Source organism: Vibrio sp. SSH13-20 (genome assembly GCF_040104475.1).
Taxonomy (GTDB): Bacteria; Pseudomonadota; Gammaproteobacteria; order Enterobacterales; family Vibrionaceae; genus Vibrio; species Vibrio harveyi.
In genome coordinates, this window is record NZ_JBECOU010000004.1 from 1 (window position 1) to 19458 (window position 19458).

A 19458-nucleotide genomic window follows, 5' to 3' on the forward strand; every position below is an offset into this window, starting at 1 on the left:
AAAAAGAAGAGCAACAGCAACACCAAAAGGAACAGCAACAGAAACAGGAAAAGCAACAGCAACAGGAACAGCAACAGGAACAGCAACAGCAACAGCAACAGCAACAGCAACAAAAGTCTCAAAATGAGGCTAAGAAAGAGCAAGGACAACAGTCACAAAATCAGCAAGAATCTGAAAATAAAAAAGAAAAGCAGAAAGCCGAGCAGCAACGCGCTAAACAAGGAAAAGAGAAACTGGATGAGCAGAAAGGTCAGCCAATGCAGGCTCAAGCTCAACCAGAGAAAACACATCAGGATGACCCTGAGTTCCGACGCTTAGAAGCGGTGGAAAGTGCTCGTGACCCAAGCTTCCTGATTCGTGCTCAAATGCAGTTGCAAGCTCAACAAAAACAACCTCCACAACAATCAAATAAGGAGTGGTAAGTCCATGATGAAAAAAGGCGCAAAACTGGTCTTTGTTCTAATGGCCAGCCTACTAACTAGCTTTTCGGTTTTTGCTCAAAGCCTTCAAGCCAGCGTAAATAAGACTCAGGTGGCTAAAAACGAAGTGATCAACCTTAGGATCATGGCAGACACAGAGCTAGGCTCAGATGCGATTAACTTTGATGCTCTGAAAGATGATTTCTTTTTGGGTCAGCCGCGTTATGGTCGCTCGAGTAATAACATCAATGGTCATAAAACCGTTCGCACTGAATGGAGTATTTCAATTGCTCCAATGAAAGAAGGTGTCGTGACCATCCCTAGCTTCTCTGCTGATGGAATGACAACAGAGCCTATCAAACTGCGCGTCACCAAAGATCAAACAGAACCGGACATGGATGAGCTGTTTAGTTTCAACATGGACGTGGATAACCATACGCTTTATCCCCAGCAGTCTACGACGGTGCGAATGCAGTTAGTCATAAAGGCAGATCCTCGTCGCCTTGATAACCCTCAAATCCTCCCACCAAGTATTGAAGGGATGAAAATCGAGCCAGCAAGCGATGCCAAACAAGGTCGTCGCGTTATAGATGGACTTGAAGTTACGGTGTTAGAACAGTCATTCCACATTACTGCGGATCAACCAGGCACGTACACGCTTAACGGCCCTAAGCTGACTGGTTCATATATCTATGGGGACAGCTTAACTGGCTCAACCAAGATCATGCCAATCAACACAAAAACAGAGCAAATGACAATTACCGTCAAGCCAATTCCAAAAGACTTCAAAGGAAACTGGCTGCCTGCAAGTGCGTTAGAAATGACACAGAGCTGGCAAGATGATCAGGGTAATCCTCTGTCTGTGAATAAGATAAACACTGTGAAGCAAGGTTCTTCTATCACTCGTACGATTCGCATTCGAGCACATGGTACTCAAGCGGAATACTTGCCACGTATTGGTATTATTTACCCAAGTACATTACGTGTTTACCCTGAACAACCACAGTTTGAAACCTCGCGCGATGGCACAGTGACGATGACCGTCAAACAAGTGCTAATCCCTACCGAGGCAGGCAGCCTGACACTCCCGGGGTATTCTGTAAATTGGTGGGATAGCAATCGAGATCAAGAGAGAAAAGCAGAGATCACCCAGCTCAAATTGAATGTCGAAAAAAGTGATAGTGGTTTAATTACCTTGCCAGAAAGTGCGTTACCAACGCAACCTGCAGCTACTTCGGCACCCACTGCGCCAAGTGGTGTAGATTCAATTTGGCAAACACTCACTTTCGTATTCGGCGTATTGTGGCTTGTCACTTCTGCTATCGCGTTTGGACTATGGAAAACACGCGCAACTCAACAAACAGAAAAGGCAGTAAGCGCGCGTCATGGTTCGCCAATTCAAGATTTAGAGCGCACCATCAAACAAGGTGACAGCGTGATGATTGAAAGAGCAGTTAATGACTACCTAAACACCCATCATAGCAGCAGCGAGTCTGACGCAGTAAGAGCGGTGAAAGAGGAGTTAGCCATTATGAACCAATCTCGCTTTAGTGCGACACAACAAGCGTGGAAAGCAGAAACTCTACTCGTCAAACTTAAACAACTGGCGAAAGAGAAGCACACTAAATCTAGCCACCAGCTAGAAAAGTTGTAATCTCCTTCATCCTACTAACGCAAAATGGCAGCTCAATCAGAGCTGCCATTTTTGTATTTTGGTGATCTTAAGCAACGATTTGATCCGGCGTGTCGAACATACGAACACAATTTCGACCGCTATTTTTCGCCTGATAAAGCGCTTTATCTGAAAGTTGATAAAGGTGATCAAAATTAAAATCTTTTCCTTGAGTTTGATAACAGGAATAACCGACAGAAACCGTAAGCAATTCACCTTCTGGGTTGTGACAATGCTTGATTCCTTCATCCTCGATACAACGTCGAATACACTCCGCACGTAGCCTAACCTCTTCTTGGTCAGACCCGATCATCAGAAGGACAAACTCCTCACCACCAATGCGACAAAATACTTCGTCTTCATCTTTGGTATGATGCTCAAGAATATTGCCAATTCGCATTAAGGCAATATCCCCTTCTAAGTGCCCATAATGGTTGTTAAACAAACCAAAATGGTCAATATCGATCAGAATAAGACCGAAAGGCATCACCTCATTATGTTCGATATAACAGTACTTTTGCATCACATGCTCTAACATGCGGCGGTTGCCCAAACGTGTTAGCGGATCAAGTTTGGACAAAACCTCCAATTGTCGATTCGCTTCTTCCAGCTCTTTTGTTCGATTCTTGACTTCAAGCTCTAGGTTCTCATTAAGCTCTCTAATCGCTTCCTGCGCTTGCGTTCTTTGCAGCACTTCAGCAAGGCTTGAAGCAAACATTCGAATCACTTCACGTAGCTGAGATGTCAACGGTGCACGGGTAAGGAGGTTATCCACGGCGATAAAAGCGATAGGACCGCTGCTATTCGATGTCAGCACTGTCATGGCAGCCCAACCGAACCCTACAATGTTACAGTCATGGTAAATAGGTACCGATTCTTCAAAGGCGACCTCATTTGGCATCGAGCGGGCTAAATTGATCAAAGAGAAGTCTTGCGTCTCACCAAAAAAGTAAGATTCATCAACCACATTCCCTTGAATGTCGGTTCCCCACGTTCCTTGCATATAAGAGCAATTTTCATCGGTTAAGAACACGGCCATACGGTCAATGCCAAGGTTCTTAATTGCAAACGTCACCGCAGATTTACAGACATCACTCACGGTCGTACAACGTGATAATTCAACCATACTGGAGTGCAGCATACGCACATTTTGCTCTTGGCGTTTTCGGATAAAAATTTGAGAGAAAAGCGAACCAAAAGACTCCAGCATTTGCTTTTGGTAAGCGGTAATCGGTTTACGGTGAATAAAGTTGTCCAACGCAAACCAGCCAAATGGCTCATTCCCATCGCGTAAAATCAACATCGCGTTCCATCCCTGCCCGACAACTTTGCCTGCGGTATATATAGGGGCATCTTCAACGATGACCAGATTGCGCTCTATGCTCGACAAAGCGGCGATATACTCTTCACTCAATTGGTGAAGATCATACTGAGTGTGGAACTCGTCAATAGTAGTACCCGATTCATCTGTACCGTACGTGCCACTGAAACTGCGCTTTTTCATATCAAGCAACATCAAGGTTGAGCGATCAAAGCCTAGACGCTCACGCAGTGCTTCTACTGCTTTTAAATACAGATCTTTCAAAGAGTCTGGGTTGGAAATTTCTAAAGCGACTTGTTGTACGAGCTTCATATTTTCGATGAACCGTTCACGTTGGCTGAGTTCATCAACATATTGGGCTTCTCGTACATCGCGGTGCTTCATCTCAAGCGACGCGTGTTTTTCAGCTCGAATGCACTGCCAACGAGCAGCAGCGAGCTGCATAGCATCGTAGCTTTCTTCGTAAATATTGTGAGCCGATCGAGCTTGAACGTTTTGTACTAGTAGATAGGTGCGCTTAATCGGTGTGTTATCGAGCATCATGATGTAGCTGTCGCCACCCAGATCTTGAATGTGTTCCCAATTGCAGGTATTGATCGCAAGGGGAATAATACTTTCTGAGGTATCAAACTGGCTTGCCCAATCCCAAAAAGCTTCTGGATACTGACGAATTGGAAATAAGTCACCACGGGAAAAAAGAATGGTCCCGGTTGGATTAGTCAGCGGATCGTCGAAAATCGCTATCGCGCTGGGGGAAAAGTGCTGTTCTAGATGCTCGAAGATGGCTTCCGCCAAGAGCCTATGATCTCTCGTCGAAGAGACTGTTCTTGTAAAACTTTTTAAACTCACCTGACCAACCTAATCTACTTTTTTATTTTCGATAAAAAACTACTTAGGTGTAGATATGCAATCAATGGAATCCAAGTTGAGCTGTTAAGTCTTTCGCAAAAAATATTAACTTAATTTCACATTCGAGAACCTTTCAACATTTTTAGACAGGTGTTTCATCAGAATTACATACTGCAAAAAAATGAGCAAAAATGAATCAACATGAGCATTGCTAATAATGATAGGCAGTCACACCCAAAATAAAAAAAGCCCCTCACTAGGAGGGGCAAGAGTACCATCGCTTATAGTTATTAACGTATATGCTTGTAAATACTGTAATTAACCAAAGTCACCGTTTACATAACCTTGGGTGCGGTCGTCTTTTGGATCGCTAAAGATAACTTGTGTATCGTCATGCTCAACCAATTCGCCCATCAGGAAGAACGCAGTACGATCTGAGATACGACGCGCCTGCTGCATTGAGTGCGTTACGATCACGATGGTGTAGTTCTTCTTCAACTCTTCCATCAATTCTTCGATTTTGTGGGTCGCAATCGGGTCAAGTGCTGATGTTGGCTCATCCATTAGAATCACATCAGGCTCCATCGCGATTGTACGTGCAATACATAGACGCTGCTGCTGACCGCCAGATAGACCAAACGCGTGAGACTTAAGACGGTCTTTTACTTCATCCCAAAGTGCTGCACCACGCAGGGATCGTTCCACAACTTCATCGATGTGCTTTTTGTCTTTGATGCCTTGAGCTCGCAGACCGTACGCCACGTTTTCATAAATACTCATTGGGAATGGGTTTGGCTTCTGGAATACCATACCAACCTTAATACGAAGGTCAGCAACATCGATATTGCCGTAAATATCTTCACCGTCCATTGCCAACTTACCCGTGATCTTAACGCCTTCAATCAGGTCATTCATGCGGTTCAAGCAACGTAGCAATGTTGACTTACCACAACCTGAAGGACCGATAAGTGCCGTCACTTGGCGTACTGGGATTGGTAAGTTGATTGATTTCAGTGCTTGGTTGTCACCGTAAAACAGATCTAGGTTTTCAATATCAAACTTGTTCATTTTCTTAATCTCTTAAATCTTGAATTCGTGTCTTTTAACGTGCGTTCTTAATTCGTTTTGTTAGTAAGTTGCGGTGTTAAAACGTCGTGCGATAAGTTTTGTAAACATGTTGATCAGTAGAACAACAACAATCAGAACTGTCGCGGTACCGTAAGCCTGATTCCATTCTTCAATGGTAAACAGTTCGGTAGTCAGTTTGTATAGGTGAACGGTTAACGTACGACCTGAATCCAATAGAGAATCCGGAATACGTGCAACCATACCTGCTGTCAGGAATACTGGAGCAGACTCACCAATGACACGACCAATACTTAGAATGACCGAGGTTAAGATACCTGGCATTGCGCTTGGAAGAATTAAACGCCAGATAGTGTAAATCTTAGAAGCACCCAGACCGTAAGAACCTTCACGGTATGTTTGCGGTACTGCCATCAACGCTTCTTCCGTAGTACGGATGATCACTGGCAGGATAAGGATACTTAGCGTTAGGGCACCTGATAGAATCGAGAAGCCAAGACCAAGAATTGCCACAAAGAAAGTCATACCGAATAGACCGAAGATGATCGACGGAATACCCGCCAATGACTCAGTACAAAATCGGATAATCTTCACTAAACGACTGCCTACTTTCGCGTATTCGGTCAAGTAGATTGCTGTCATGATACCGAGTGGAGCAGCCACTGCGATAGATGCGATAACCATGTAAATTGTCGCCACAATCATTGGGAAGATGCCCTGCTCTTCACCTGTACGCGTATAGTTATCAGTAATGAAGTTCCAATCTACATGTTGTAGACCGTTTGATAGGATGTACCAGATAATCCAGAACAAAAAACCTACCGTCAGTGCTGCCGAGATCCAGACAAATGCGCTAAAGACATTATCTTTGAACTGGCGTGCTTTTTTAAGTTTTGCGCGATCCATAATAGTCACCTTTAACGAGCGATTACTTCGCTTTTTCTCGGTTTAGGTAAAGTAGTACAGCGTTCAACGACATGATGAAAACAAGAAGTACCACACCTGTAGCGTAAAGTGCGTTTGCGTGAACACCACTTGCGTAAGACATTTCAATAGCGATGTTTGCCGTTAGCGTACGAGCCGAATCCAAGATGCCTTCTGGCATAGCTGGCGCGTTACCCATAACCATAATGATCGCCATGGTCTCACCCAACGCACGACCGATACCCAGAATCACACCTGTCATGATGCCTGAGCGAGCCGCTGGAACGAGCAATTTAAAGATGGTGTAGATTTTAGATGCGCCTAGCGCCAAAGAACCTTCTTTGTAAGTACGAGGAACCGCGCGGATAGACGTTTCAGAAACCGTAATTACCGTTGGTAGAATCATCACACCAAGAACGATGATACCTGCAAGGATAGTGTTACCCGCTGGCACATCAAAAACGTTTTGAATCAGTGGAACGATAATAACTAGACCAAAGAAACCGTAAACGACGGAAGGGATACCTGCGAGCAGTTCTACTGCCGGGCGAATAATGTCCGCCAAGCGCTTTGGTGCGATTTCCGCGATAAAGATAGCAGTCAAAACACCAATTGGAACACCCACTAAAACCGCGCCAGCTGTCGATACGATAGAAGCGACGATCATAGTGGCAACACCGTATAGTGCAGGTGGTAACCAGTTTTGACCTAGGACAATGCCCGAGACGCCCGCTTCTTGGAATGCTGGGATACTCTCTCGAACGATGAAGTATGCGATAACTGCTAATGATACGATGCCGATAACAGCACTCGTTAGGAACAAGCCGTGGAAGATGCGTTCTCTCCAATCGACGCGGCGTTTTTCGCGTAAACCTGGCTTGCTGATCGCTTTAGCGTCAGTAGTCATAAGCTTTTCACTATTTGTTGCGATGGTCATAAAAATCTCACGGTTCTTGGCAATGCCGTTGAACACAATGGATAGAAAAGGCTCAGCCCGAAACGTTGGGCTGAGCAAACTTTAGAGTCCCGATAGGATTAGTTAACTGAGATGTAACCTTTTTGGTCAACTAGCGCTTGCGCTTCGTCAGTTAGCATCCAGTCTAGGAATTTTTGAGTTTCAGCAGATGGCTTGCCTTCTTTGTAAAGGACAAGGAAAGGACGAGCAACTTTGTAAGAACCGTTCTTCACATTGTCTACCGATGCTTCGATACCATCGATTGGAAGTGCGTTTACAGAGCCATCAACAGTACCAAGAGAAATGTAGCCGATTGCGTATGGGTTAGAAGCAACCATAGTCTTCAGTGCACCGTTACCGTTAGCAACTTGAGCGCGTTGAGAGATTGCAGATACTTTCTTACCAGAAATTTTCATTTTTAGAGACATGATGTCTTCGAATGCGCCACGAGTACCAGAAGCCGTATCACGAGTGATTGCTACGATTGGCTTATCTGCACCGCCAACATCTTTCCAGTTTGTCACTTCGCCTTTGTAGATAGCAGTAACTTGCTCAGCCGTTAGACCTGATAGTTTGTTTTGTGGGTTTACAACAACTGCGATACCGTCTAGAGCAACTGTCTCTTCTTTTAGAGCAGGCTCTTTCTCAGAGTCTTTTAGGTTACGAGAAGACATACCTAAGTCTGCAGAACCGTTTTTCGCTGCTTTAACACCAGCAGATGAACCAGGACCTTGAACTTCGATAAATACGTTCGGGTTTGTCTTCATGTATGTTTCAGAGAAAACTTCCATCAGTGGAGTTACGCTGCTAGAACCCACTGCAGAGATAGTTTCTTTAGCAGAAACAGGAGTCACTGCCATTGCGCCTAGAAGTGCGATTGCACCGATTACTGTCTTTTTCATCACAATTTCCTTTAAGTGGCCTTATTGCCGTTGTGTTTCACTTGAACGGTGCTCACTTTAGAATCCAAATATGACAGTTGTGTTTCACTTAGTTGAAGCCTCTATGACACGTTGTCATTTCTGCTTAATAAATCAGCAATCAAACTTTATTTACTTTCGAGCTCAAAATACTTTGACTGCTTTTTGTAATAGCAAAATGCCAACTACATCGCTTTTAATATATTTCATAACAAATAAACATTGTTAAATGATTGATATATCGAGACTAATGATTAGAATCGTTACGCTTTACTTACAAAAATGATAATAGTTACAATCTTTAGAGGGTCAATCATGCGTCAATTACTTAGTGCGCTGTCTATTAAGCTACAGGTTTTCGTGCCCGTACTTTTCACTGTCATACTTCTCATCGTAGGTTTGAGCGTAGGCATAGGAAAATTAGAGCAAGCGTTCGATAAAGTTACGGTTTCAACAAATAACCTTATCGTGCACAAAGAAGAACTGAGCTCAATCGTAGACAACACTTATGCCATGCGCATTAAGGCTATCTACAGTCTTTTCAGGGCTGAAGATGTCAAAACACTTAACCAAGAATTACAACGACGTCAGGCGACAAACCAAGAATTTTTAAACTCAATCGATCAAATTGAAGGGATTCATGCAGAGGTAAATGCCATGCGTGAGGCGATGAACCACTATGTGGATTTCACTCGAGTCACCATGACACCTCTGTTAAATACCAAGCATTCATCGGACTACACAACATCGGATTTTGACCGAGAATACGAAACCGCAATGGGCAAATACCGCCTCGCTGGTGAGGCAATGATCAATGCCATTGACAGCTTGTCTAAAAAGCTCAATCAAATCGTAACGGATGAAGTAGAAGAAAACGGAGTATTGCACTCTAATACGCTAACCTACAGCACCATCTCGCTGGTCATCATCCTTTCTATTGCTTCATTAATCAGTTGGCTGCTGGCAAGCTATATTGTTGCGCCTATTCGTAATCTGCAACAAACCATGAGAGAAGTAGCAAAAGGCAACTTGCTTGTAGAAGCAGAAGAAGTAGGTAAAAACGAAGTATCCGAATTAGCAAGTGACGTTAACCAAACGATCCATCAGCTTCGTGGCACCGTCGATTCTCTAGTACGAATCAGTGAAGATGTCGCTTCGGCCTCTACTGAGCTTGCGACAGTCATGACACAAAGCAGCGCAAACTCTGATCAAGAAAAACAAGAAGTAGAACAAGTCGCTTCTGCAATTAATCAACTTGAATCTACCGCTGCGGAAGTGTCAACTAACGCACAACAAGCGGATAGCGCGTCTAATGAAGCGACGAAATTAACTTCACAAAGTTTGAGCATGTTTGAGGAAAGCACGCGTGCAAGTACTAAGATGGCAGATCAACTCAACGAAGCTGCCCACGTAGTGACATCACTAAAAGACCAGTCGGAACAGATTGGTAAAGTGATTGAGGTTATTGAAAGTATCTCTGAACAAACCAACCTGTTGGCACTCAATGCCGCTATTGAGGCAGCACGCGCAGGTGAAAGTGGTCGTGGATTTGCCGTAGTTGCAGATGAAGTACGTATGCTTGCAGCAAGAACTCAAGAATCGACCAAAGAGATCCAAACCATCATTGAAGAGCTACAACAACAGTCTGGTCAGGCAAACGAAAGCATGCATTCAAGCTTAGCCATGCTAGAAGACAACCAGGCGCTTGCTGCAGAAGTAAGCCGATCTCTGAGCGACATCAACAGCGCGATTTCTGACTTGAACGCGATCAATACTCAAGTTGCGACCGCTTCAGAAGAACAGAAACAAGTCACCTCTGACATCAACAACAACTTAAGCACTATTTATGAGTTGGTCAGCCAGAACGTAACGGGTATCACCCAATCAGCCGCTGCAGCGCAAGAGTTGTCTGGTTTGGCAGAAAATCAGAAACACCAGCTTAAGCAGTTCCAAATCTAAGCGTTCGACTCAACGCATAATTTACACACGAGAAAACAAAAAGCTCCGCAATCGCGGAGCTTTTTATAAACAACAAAACTATAAGTCTTTGTTGATATAATGATTATTACTCATCCGTCACTAACAATACAGTAGCTTTGAAGGCTGAATTTAACGGCTTTCGATTAAAAATCTCACCATTAGTCGTGTCAAAAGTTGCAACATGCTCACCGTCGCCATTAGGTGTGTTACTCCACACATAAATCCCTAGAACATCATCTCCACCTTTCAAACTATAGCCGCTAACAAACCCTGTACCATTCATAGCTGGACTGTGGCAAGCTCGCTCAGTTAGAGATACCAGCTCTTTGATATTTGCTAGTCGCCAGTTTTTTTTGCCCGCAAAATTGTGAAGAGGATGGTTGCCGTCCTTATTACGAATTTGTTTTGCTGTGGAGAGAGCTAATTGCCATGACATTGTAGATCGCGTCCCCTGACATTCTTGATTTCCTACATTCCATGTCATACCGACTGGACAGCGCATCCATGTTAGACCTGTTTTCAGATCAGTTACGGTACCGTTCTCAGAATATGTATAACGCGTGTTAGGTGCCGTTTTAGAAAAGTCAGTAGAACACTCTTGTGCAGCCATTCCAGTTTGAGAAACCAAAGCAAGAGATAGTACAGTTATTAATTTCTTCATCTTATTGCCCCTTAACTGCGACTAGACGGATTGGGAATTGGTAAGAATCATCAGCACCTACACTTGTGTTGCTTGAGCGAATCTCGACGTATGAAATAGTTCCTCTTTCTACGCCCCGAGAGACAATCGCAGGGAAATAAACCTCACCATCAATGAGCTGTGATGATGCATTCGTAAACTTAAAGTCGCTATGCCAAAACGCACCATATTCTAAATAAGGACTACCTATGGTTTGCTGTGGGAAGTATTTAACATTAAAACCATAGACGTTGTATGGCGCATATTCGTCGTTTGGAGCAAACAGTGTTTGTTCACCAAAGTCTAGTAAGTCATAAGTCTCACGGTAAGTCGGCAAACGCCAACTAGCAATTCCACATAACGACTGCTTGTTCGTGTACTCAACGTATTGGCTTGTTGTACAAACTTCATCACCCGCGTCTTTACAACTTGCAAGATCGACATCTTTGCTAAATGGTTTAAATGTTTCAGACTCAAACGCAAATAGGCGGTCTTTAAATTGAATTGAGTTAGAATCCCCACTCTTGTTTTCCCAAACTAGACCAGTACGCTCATCCAAGGTACAAGACCACTCTGACGCATCATCAGCCAAAGCTGTACCTTTCGCATCAAGCTTGACAAATTTAAGTCCTGATCCTGTTGTTGTTTGCTTATCGGTTTTATCGAAGCCATAAGAAGCATCCTGACCTGGGTAATCTAGCGGTTCTTTCGCAACACCAGAAGTTCCTTCAGCGAAAAACAACACGACACCGGTGTCGTTACGACCTATAGTCTGATCAGCAAGTTCACTAATTTCTTTAGCCAACGATGCGATTTGAGCATCAGATAGCGACTCTGAGACAAGCGCTTTACTTTGGTAGCTAAGATTCTGAGAAAGGAGAGCAACACCTTGCTTCATTTGCTCCGGCTTCATACTTTTTAGTACGGCAGCCGTATTTTGTTCGAGTGTGCTTAGCTCGCTTGCCGTTGCACTTGACATCACGGAACCAGACAAAGAAACGCCCGCACCAGCCAATTGCGTTTTTACAATTTCTTCCGACTGAGCAAGCGTTTTACCATCTACAACTAAGCCCGAAATTAGGCTTGTGACACCATTAAGCGTGTTGCCTGTCGCTAGGTTTTGACCTGGGGCACTTACTCGAAGTGTTTGATTTGAGCCCTGATCAACTTCAGCAAGAATCGTGCTAGTCAAAATGTTTTTGTCGCTTGATGTCAGGGTGAACTTACCAGCATTATCACTTTTTGTACTGGGTTCAGATGAATCACAAACGTAGTTTTGGTTTAAGTCGATACACACAGGGGTATCCAGCAATGTGCCTTGGGCTGCAATCGTACCCGCTAGGTTGTATGTCGGAGCGGCTGTGTCACCACCAGAACCGCCGCCACAGCCAGCAAGGGCGAGCGATATAGCAATGAAAGAATATTGAAACTTCATAAATATTATCTTCTTTTGATTAATAATTTGTGGTTTAACGAGAGCGAATCACTCTCACCATTGAAAGCAGTAACAGACCAAACAATGCGAAAGGTGAACCACTACCACCCGAGCCACCATTACTGTTTTCATTAGTGGTATCAGCACGACACTGATACTGAGCAAAGTGACTCACACCCCACTCTTTCAACACCCCAGAGTTTCCAGACACGCGATCCGAAACCTCGAGACGCCAAGTACCCCAACTCGGTTCGCCAACGAGTTCTTTTAACTCATCATCGTACTGAGCTGTAAAGTAACCTTTAAATCCATTTGAATTACTTGTTTGATGACTAAGCAGCACGGCAGTCTTGCCCTGAGGCGATACCAACGTCACTTGTAGATCTTGAAGAGACTCATGTTCAATATTTAGGTAAACAGCAAACGAATCATCAATCTTTAGAGACCTATCAGATAAAGTTTGCGAAAAGAGCCTGTCACCTTGTTCTGGTAACGCTGAATTCAGAGCTTGAGGTTTGATGTCTAATTTAGGTACGCCGTTAACCAGCTTGATACTTTCTGTCCATTGGTGAGTTTTTAGATCTTCACCAAATCGATAATCGAGCGCGATAGAAGAGTCAAATTGAGTCCCACAAGTAACCCCCTGCGGTAAAGCAACCTGCATAGATGTAGAATCCGAAAGCGCCTGATCAATATCGAATACCGACTTACCATCGAGTTGCCATTGACCTTTAATCGTCGCAATTCGACCGTTCTGAGCAATGCTAACTCCGACATCTTTACCAACTTGGATGTAACGCGCGTCATAACGCGCACGAAATGGTGCTTTCAACAAATTGTGTTTGTTAAAGCTATCTGTCAAAAATTGCGCATACTCTTTATCTGGAAACAGTGTTTTTGCCGCAAAAACTGTAGATTCTGCAAGGTCATGCATTTTCACGCCACGTCCTATACCATACATGCCCTCCAACACGATGCTATCGAACTCACGAAAGACCTTATCTGTACCGTCTCCATAACGCATAACCGAGGTTTTTAACGCTTGGAAAAGTGGCGTAGACCAAAGCTCATCACCATTCTCTCCTCCTACGCTTATATGAGCTGGGTACTCTGCACCTTCAAAATATCGAGCACGCTGGTTCCATAAGCTTCTTGTCCCTCGACGAACGCCGAACATCCCGTCCCAATTAAAGACAGTATCAATCTCAAATTCTTGCCCACGGCGGGTGGCATCTTGATATTGTGTTCGATAGCTAGCACTTCCTGCCCAATAATCGGCAAAGCCTTCGGCTATCGCACCGGTATGACCGTATGCCCAGTCAGGAACGATTTGATAGTGAACACCATGCCCGAATTCATGTAGCACAACGTCAGCATCAACAGCATCAGGAGACACACCACCGACGCCAAGCATCAGAGCGCGTGGACCGTAGTAATAAGTAGAGTTATCTTTTGCTAGACCTCGACCATCAAAACGCAAAGGAGCATTAAAGAGCTCATAATTAATACTCCTTAGGTACTGAATCGAGTTATCAAGGTGGTAAAACGCCATTAACTGTGGAAACGCATTATCTCCAAACTTCGTTTGCTGCATTTGTTCAATGCTGTCAAAAGACTGGAGACCTTCGGCAGGTAAAAAATTCGTTGTATCGCGCTCAGGCTCTGCACCAGGGGCTGTCACTGCTAACAACGCCGTGGCGTCAACTTGTTTTACCCGACTGTTCGATAGGTAAAACTTACCACCAGACTGGAGAACTTGGACCGATTTGGTGACATACTCGATTGGTCTTGGGTAATCCGATAGGGAAGACCACGCAGACTCTGGCGCAGGCTGTTGCTGCATAGTACGCAAATCAGGATTGAACAGTGATACATCCACATCCACCATATGACCGGTGCTAAGTGCTGGCGGTTCTTGCGCTTCTAGCTGTCGAGGTGTTTCCATCTCAGCTGCAACCGTCGGTTTGCCATTGCGGATGATGGTGTCCTCGAGGCTCTTAAATACTCGAACCACATGGTGCTCTTTGTCCGTTGTTACCACTACTGTTCTTTGAGCTTGGTATTCTCCTTTAACCCAAACATCAAAGTTGTAATGCTCACCGAGCCGAGATTGCGTTTTGTAACGGAACTTAAATTCACCTGCATTCGCGTAATTACTATCTAAATAAGTCTTCGCTTCAGCTTCATTATTCACTACAGAGTTCGTTATGGGGTAGTCCCACTCTGCGGCCTGTACCGAAAAGGTACAGGCAACAACAAGTGAAAGCGCTAATGGTTTTAGCTTCATGATTTCGTCCTAGAATTCGTATTTCACGTTAAGTGTGACGTAGCGTCCTGGTTCAGTTGAGTAACGTTTGCTTTCCTCAGCGATACCAGCAACGTCTTGGTAGCGGATGTATTCTTTGTCGAGAAGGTTGACGATGTTTGCGCTCAAGCGCAGGTCTTTTGTCACTCGGTAGGTAGCACCGATATCAAAAGTATTCCATGCGCTCGTCTGAGCACACTCTGTAGCTAGACCGAGTGAGGTCTGACATTTCGGCACTCGATCCATGGCCGCGGCCCAATTCCAAGCGACATAAGCCCCTAACTTTTGACTCATGTAATCAAGCTGAACATTACCTTCAAAGGGAGTGATACTTCGAACGTAGTCACCATCAGCATCTTTACCATCGACATATCCAAACTTGGTGTTGATATTCCAGTTTCTGGTAAATGCATAACCCGCAGAAACCTCAGCACCGTAAGTCTCTACCCCATCAAGGTTTTGGTACTGCTTGATGAAATTACCCGAGTTGGAGTCAAACCCTGTTGTTACAACATCGATGAAGTTGTCATACTTGTTGTAGAAAGCAGCCACAAACAAATGCACGTGACCGTTATCGAACTTATTACCAATTTCAAAAGAATCAGAGGTTTCAGCTTTGAGGTCTAGATTAGGTGCAATAACAAAAGGAGTTAGTGGTACAAAATCATGATTTACGAAGCCATACGCTTTATCGTATTCAGGAGCGCGATAACCGTGGTTGTACGAGACATAAACGATGTCGTTAGCAAACACTTCACGAGAAACCGACAAGCTTGGCGAAACTTCCGAACTATCAATGTCTTTAAGAGCAAAACCACCAATCTCACCTTTTCCATCTGGTGTTAGTCGATGCGCATCGAATCGCAATCCGCCCGTAATGGTCCACTTATCTAACTCCACCATATCTCGGACATATAGACCAAAATTATAAGATCGAGCTGGGGCGAAAGGTTGCTTTATAGAAGGTGTAACACCATTCCAATCAATCTTAGAATCACTGTCTTTGCGCTCGTAATAATCTGTCGATAGCTCGACACCATAAGCAAGCTGGTGCTCAGTGTTTATCGCGTTAATTGTGTGTGTGAAATCTCCTCGGAATCCCATCGTTTCATCAATAAACTTCTTGTGCTCAAGCTCACGACGTCTAACAGTCAAACCATTGTGGTCTGTCTGTCGCATCAAACGATTTGTATCTTCAACCACTTCGGTATGGCGCCAGTAAACTTTGGCATCGAGTTCTTCAAACCAAGTAGGTTCAAGAGGCGTCATTTCCACACCAACGTAAGCACTGTATTCTTCGGAAGCTTCATCCTCATCAAATGTTTCGATATCCCAGCGCCCGTCAGGTTGAATCGATGGGGAACCTTCTAAACGCTTTTGGTTCTGGGTGTAAAGTTCTGCTCGTGCTTTCAACATCAATTCATCGCTGTAGAAATGATTGATCGTGTATGCACCGCTATAACCATCAAGATCTCGGTTATACAGGTCTTCATCAAAGTTTCGAGTTTCTTGTCCTTGCCAGTAAGCTACATTGAAGAGACTTTCCGTATTGCCAGAACGAAATGCTAAGTTACTTGTCGCTTTGTACTTCTTGCTGATATCGGTAAACGTTCCAGATGCATCCACATAAAAGTCTTTATTCTTTAGGAACTCACCCGGTTGTTTCGATTTCAGGATAACAGCACCACCAATGGCTCCAGAGCCATGAATAGATGAGCTCGCTCCTTTGATGATCTCCAACGAACCAAAATTTGATAAATCAAAAGTATCTCGTCCTACCGCATCGTTAATATCATTTGCGCCAAATCCGTCCGCAGAGCGAATACCGTCACGCATGATCATAATTCGGTTACCCGTCATACCTCGGATAGTAATGTTTTGAGGACGACCAGCTCCTCCAGTCACACTTACTCCAGGTTCGTTACGTAGTGCATCATAAAGTTCGGTTTCTCCCCGCGACTCAATTTCGTCGCCAGTAACAACCACAACACTGCCCGCGACTTTCGATAATGGTTGTTCAATTTTATTAGCAGTTACAACTACCTCTTCCATAGAGAAAACGTTAGATTCGGCGTGCACTTGACTGGCAGCAAGTACCGATAGTACTGCCGCTGACACTGGGGTAAGCTTCATTTACTGCTCCGCTTCAGATTTTTTGATTAGTGATAATAAAAATGCATATTCCTTTGCTTGTTGCTCCCTAGCCTGCCTTGGGTCCATGCGGTGGCCTGAGTTAAAGTCCGTTTGCAACAAATAAGGTCCTGTCGATTCACTAGTCGACGAAATTTTGGCGAGATATTTAGCACCTTCCCAGTAAGGCACACGTTGGTCGTTCAGTCCGACTTGAACCAACATGGGTGGGTAAGCGTCTTTATAGATATTGAGGATAGGGTCGTAAGCTTGCATGATAGTGCGTTGCTCAGGGATGGTCGGATTCCCCCACTCACCATATTGTTGAGCCGTTAATGGCAATGATTGGTCAGACATGCTTGCTACAACATCAACGAATGGTACTTTTAGCACAGCACCAGCAAACAAATCAGGTTTTTGGTTGATTGCGCCAGCAACCAAAGTGCCGCCAGCGCTTGAACCGAGTGCATAAACATCACGTTTACCACTTTTGAAGTGTTTTAGTGCTTGAGCGACAGCAGTAAAGTCATTGATAGAATTAGCTTTAAGAAGACCACGCCCCTGTTCATGCCACTCGCTGCCAAAGTAGCCACCACCACGGACATGCGCAATCGCATAAATAACGCCTTGATCAAGCAAGCTTACCGTTTGAGGCATAAAGTATGGTTTCATCGTAAAGCCGTAAGCTCCATAACCATAAAGGACGACAGGAGCGTTATCAGAAAACGTATCTTTTCGGTAAGCAAGCGACACGGGTACTTCTATACCGTGGTTTTCAACCATAATACGCTTGGATACGTAGTTTTCGCTTGAGAAGTTGTTGTAAGTATCCTGAGATAAGTCAGATTTCACCAGCGTTTCGACATCGAACTCTTCCCAGAGTGGAGGCGTTATCATTGACATACTGCGAATGCGGAGCTTGTTTGACTGGTAATCTCCGAGTGTACTCAGCCAAGCCACTCGCCCTTCAGTTTCCAAAGGAAGTGATTTTTTAGCCTGACCATCGTATGAGTACACAGTCATCGTCGTAGCATTTTCCCTCTTAGCTAATGCCACAAGTCCCGCATCATAAAGATAAAACTGCTCAATACCGCCTTCTGCACTCACAAAAGGGTGCCACTTAGATGCAGGCGATTGCAGTTTAGTATCAGAGACTTTCATCTCAAACAGCTCAAAGCTGCCGTTAAGATTACTGTTGATGAATATGGTGCCCTTAGCGACATCCGCATAATACTCAACACCAAGTTCAGGCTTACGTAACGAAGCCGTTAATTTTCCTGAATCCAAATCCAGCAATTTTTGCTCTGTCGTAGAATCATTATTGCTTTGTACTAGCGCATAACGAGCATCAGCAGACGGATAAAATGACATTAACCAGTCATTTTTATTCTCTTGCCAAATAACTTTGCTTTCACGCGTCTGAGTATCGATTTGAATAATTCGATATGGGCGTTGTGTTTTCGCTTCTTTCGCTACGGCATAAGCAAACTTTCCATTGCCTGATAACAACACATTGTCATCAACATTCTCGGTCAGTTCTGTCGTCTGGTTGTTGGAGACATTCACGAGTACAGCACGATATTGTTCGCTGCCATCAACATCCTCAGTGAACAGTAGCAAAGAACCTTGCATGCGCCACTGACCGATTTGGTAGTATTGGTGTTGATTCTGTCGAGATGAAAAATCGTAAACAACTTTTTCTTTCGCAGTTTTGCTTGGACGAGACAGTAGAATGTAATTGCCTTCACGACGAGTCAGGTTCCATTCTTGCCCATTACTGATACTCCAAGGCTTGTCACCTTTCTCTGCCGTCATCAAATCCCATTTATCTAATAGATTTTGAGTAATATCACTGTAACCTTTTTGATAGCCCTCTGTTGCTTGGTTTTGCTTCTTGAGGTAAGCAATGACTCGTTGATCTTGACGTGAGTCATCTCTCAGCCAATTAAAATCATCAGCAGCAAAGCTAGGTAAAGAGGTAACGAAAAGCCCCAAAAAAACATGACTAAATTTCATATAAAAGGTACAGATATTTATAGAATTAATGATATCGGCGTATTCTGCCTTTAAATGAAAATGAGATCAATTATCATTACGGAATTTATTTGGTATTTTTATCTAATTACAAAACGCAAACGTTTAAATGTTAGGCAAATGCACTAAGTGGAATAGTATTTACTGGAGAAGTAATCTGTAAGAAAGAGACAAACCTTACGGTAGCGTCTCCTAATACAGAGGCAATACCGCAAAGCTTTCAAATATCAGGTCACCGGAAAGCAAGACTCAATTAGAAAAGATGTGTCGTTACAACCCAAATTAGAGCGAGGAAGCCAACAAAATAAAGTGAGGAAACAACAATGGATTTTATCAACTCTCCCATCTGTGATTTCTCAGTAATCATGAGTTCCTCCACGATACATAACCAAAGCACAGCTTATTACTGCCATACAGAGAAACGAAAACACCTCAACGAACAAAGTTGTTTGTTCCCACCCTAGTTCTCGACATTGTTGCTCGGTAAGGGTCATGTCTATTTCTTCTAACCATTGCTCTTTTTGCTGCTGAAGATCTTGTTGCTGCATGTCGTATTCTCCTCTTCACACCCCGCTCATGCTAAGCAAAAAATCCGTTCAGAAAAATCAAAGTGTCTTTAACCCACGTTTAGAATAAATAAACGTAAAGCTTATACCCAAGTAACCTCAAGATGCTTGGTTCAGCGAGGATGACTTGGTTTGTAGGCGCGGCGGCGATTTAAAGGTTTAGTGGGTCTAAAAAATCGACAA

General features: G+C 43.9%; 13 protein-coding genes and 1 pseudogene. 3 read left to right on the forward strand and 11 right to left on the reverse strand.

Annotated elements, in window-relative coordinates; genetic code table 11:
- A pseudogene (locus tag ABMY42_RS12045) lies at positions 1 to 422 on the forward strand (hypothetical protein); the annotation flags it as partial.
- A gap of 4 nt (positions 423 to 426) precedes the next feature.
- The gene (locus ABMY42_RS12050; protein ID WP_349266338.1) at positions 427 to 2073 is read left to right on the forward strand and encodes a BatD family protein; all 1647 of its coding nucleotides are present in this window, start codon (positions 427 to 429) and stop codon (positions 2071 to 2073) included.
- A 67-nt stretch (positions 2074 to 2140) separates the two neighbouring features.
- Here the strand turns inward: ABMY42_RS12050 and ABMY42_RS12055 are convergent, their stop codons facing one another.
- From ABMY42_RS12055 to ABMY42_RS12075, 5 genes are all read right to left on the reverse strand, one after another.
- Positions 2141 to 4207: a GGDEF domain-containing protein gene (locus ABMY42_RS12055; protein WP_017818511.1), complete on the reverse strand. Its 2067-nt coding sequence runs from the start codon at positions 4205 to 4207 to the stop codon at positions 2141 to 2143.
- Positions 4208 to 4579: 372 nt separating this feature from the next.
- Positions 4580 to 5329 (reverse strand): phosphate ABC transporter ATP-binding protein PstB, encoded by a 750-nt coding sequence (pstB, locus tag ABMY42_RS12060; RefSeq protein ID WP_005452851.1) that lies wholly within the window; start codon positions 5327 to 5329, stop codon positions 4580 to 4582.
- A gap of 60 nt (positions 5330 to 5389) precedes the next feature.
- Positions 5390 to 6253: a phosphate ABC transporter permease PstA gene (pstA, locus tag ABMY42_RS12065; protein WP_009697868.1), complete on the reverse strand. Its 864-nt coding sequence runs from the start codon at positions 6251 to 6253 to the stop codon at positions 5390 to 5392.
- A gap of 22 nt (positions 6254 to 6275) precedes the next feature.
- Complete coding sequence (gene pstC / locus ABMY42_RS12070) at positions 6276 to 7208, reverse strand: phosphate ABC transporter permease subunit PstC (protein ID WP_005452855.1); 933 nt, start codon at positions 7206 to 7208, stop codon at positions 6276 to 6278.
- A 98-nt stretch (positions 7209 to 7306) separates the two neighbouring features.
- Complete coding sequence (locus tag ABMY42_RS12075; RefSeq protein ID WP_038899359.1) at positions 7307 to 8128, reverse strand: phosphate ABC transporter substrate-binding protein; 822 nt, start codon at positions 8126 to 8128, stop codon at positions 7307 to 7309.
- Between the two features lie 333 nt (positions 8129 to 8461).
- Here ABMY42_RS12075 and ABMY42_RS12080 point away from each other — a divergent pair, with 333 nt between their 5' ends.
- Complete coding sequence (locus ABMY42_RS12080; RefSeq protein WP_009697869.1) at positions 8462 to 10105, forward strand: methyl-accepting chemotaxis protein; 1644 nt, start codon at positions 8462 to 8464, stop codon at positions 10103 to 10105.
- A 106-nt stretch (positions 10106 to 10211) separates the two neighbouring features.
- On the opposite strand, the gene ABMY42_RS12085 is transcribed toward ABMY42_RS12080, so the two are convergent.
- The 6 genes from ABMY42_RS12085 to ABMY42_RS12110 all read right to left on the reverse strand — a co-directional run bounded on the left by ABMY42_RS12085 (position 10212) and on the right by ABMY42_RS12110 (position 19257).
- Complete coding sequence (locus tag ABMY42_RS12085; RefSeq protein WP_005452860.1) at positions 10212 to 10787, reverse strand: DUF1566 domain-containing protein; 576 nt, start codon at positions 10785 to 10787, stop codon at positions 10212 to 10214.
- Position 10788: 1 nt separating this feature from the next.
- On the reverse strand, positions 10789 to 12240 hold the full coding sequence (locus ABMY42_RS12090; RefSeq protein ID WP_045486422.1) for a DUF1566 domain-containing protein: 1452 nt from the start codon (positions 12238 to 12240) through the stop codon (positions 10789 to 10791).
- A gap of 34 nt (positions 12241 to 12274) precedes the next feature.
- On the reverse strand, positions 12275 to 14527 hold the full coding sequence (locus tag ABMY42_RS12095; protein WP_199449390.1) for a proprotein convertase P-domain-containing protein: 2253 nt from the start codon (positions 14525 to 14527) through the stop codon (positions 12275 to 12277).
- 9 nt (positions 14528 to 14536) lie between these two features.
- Entirely contained in the window at positions 14537 to 16678 is a 2142-nt protein-coding gene (locus ABMY42_RS12100; RefSeq protein ID WP_005452864.1) for a TonB-dependent hemoglobin/transferrin/lactoferrin family receptor, read from the reverse strand.
- Positions 16679 to 18691, reverse strand: a complete 2013-nt coding sequence (locus ABMY42_RS12105) for a prolyl oligopeptidase family serine peptidase (RefSeq protein ID WP_349266339.1) — start codon at positions 18689 to 18691, stop codon at positions 16679 to 16681.
- A 374-nt stretch (positions 18692 to 19065) separates the two neighbouring features.
- The gene (locus ABMY42_RS12110; protein ID WP_349266340.1) at positions 19066 to 19257 is read right to left on the reverse strand and encodes a hypothetical protein; all 192 of its coding nucleotides are present in this window, start codon (positions 19255 to 19257) and stop codon (positions 19066 to 19068) included.
- Positions 19258 to 19458: the final 201 nt, after the last annotated feature.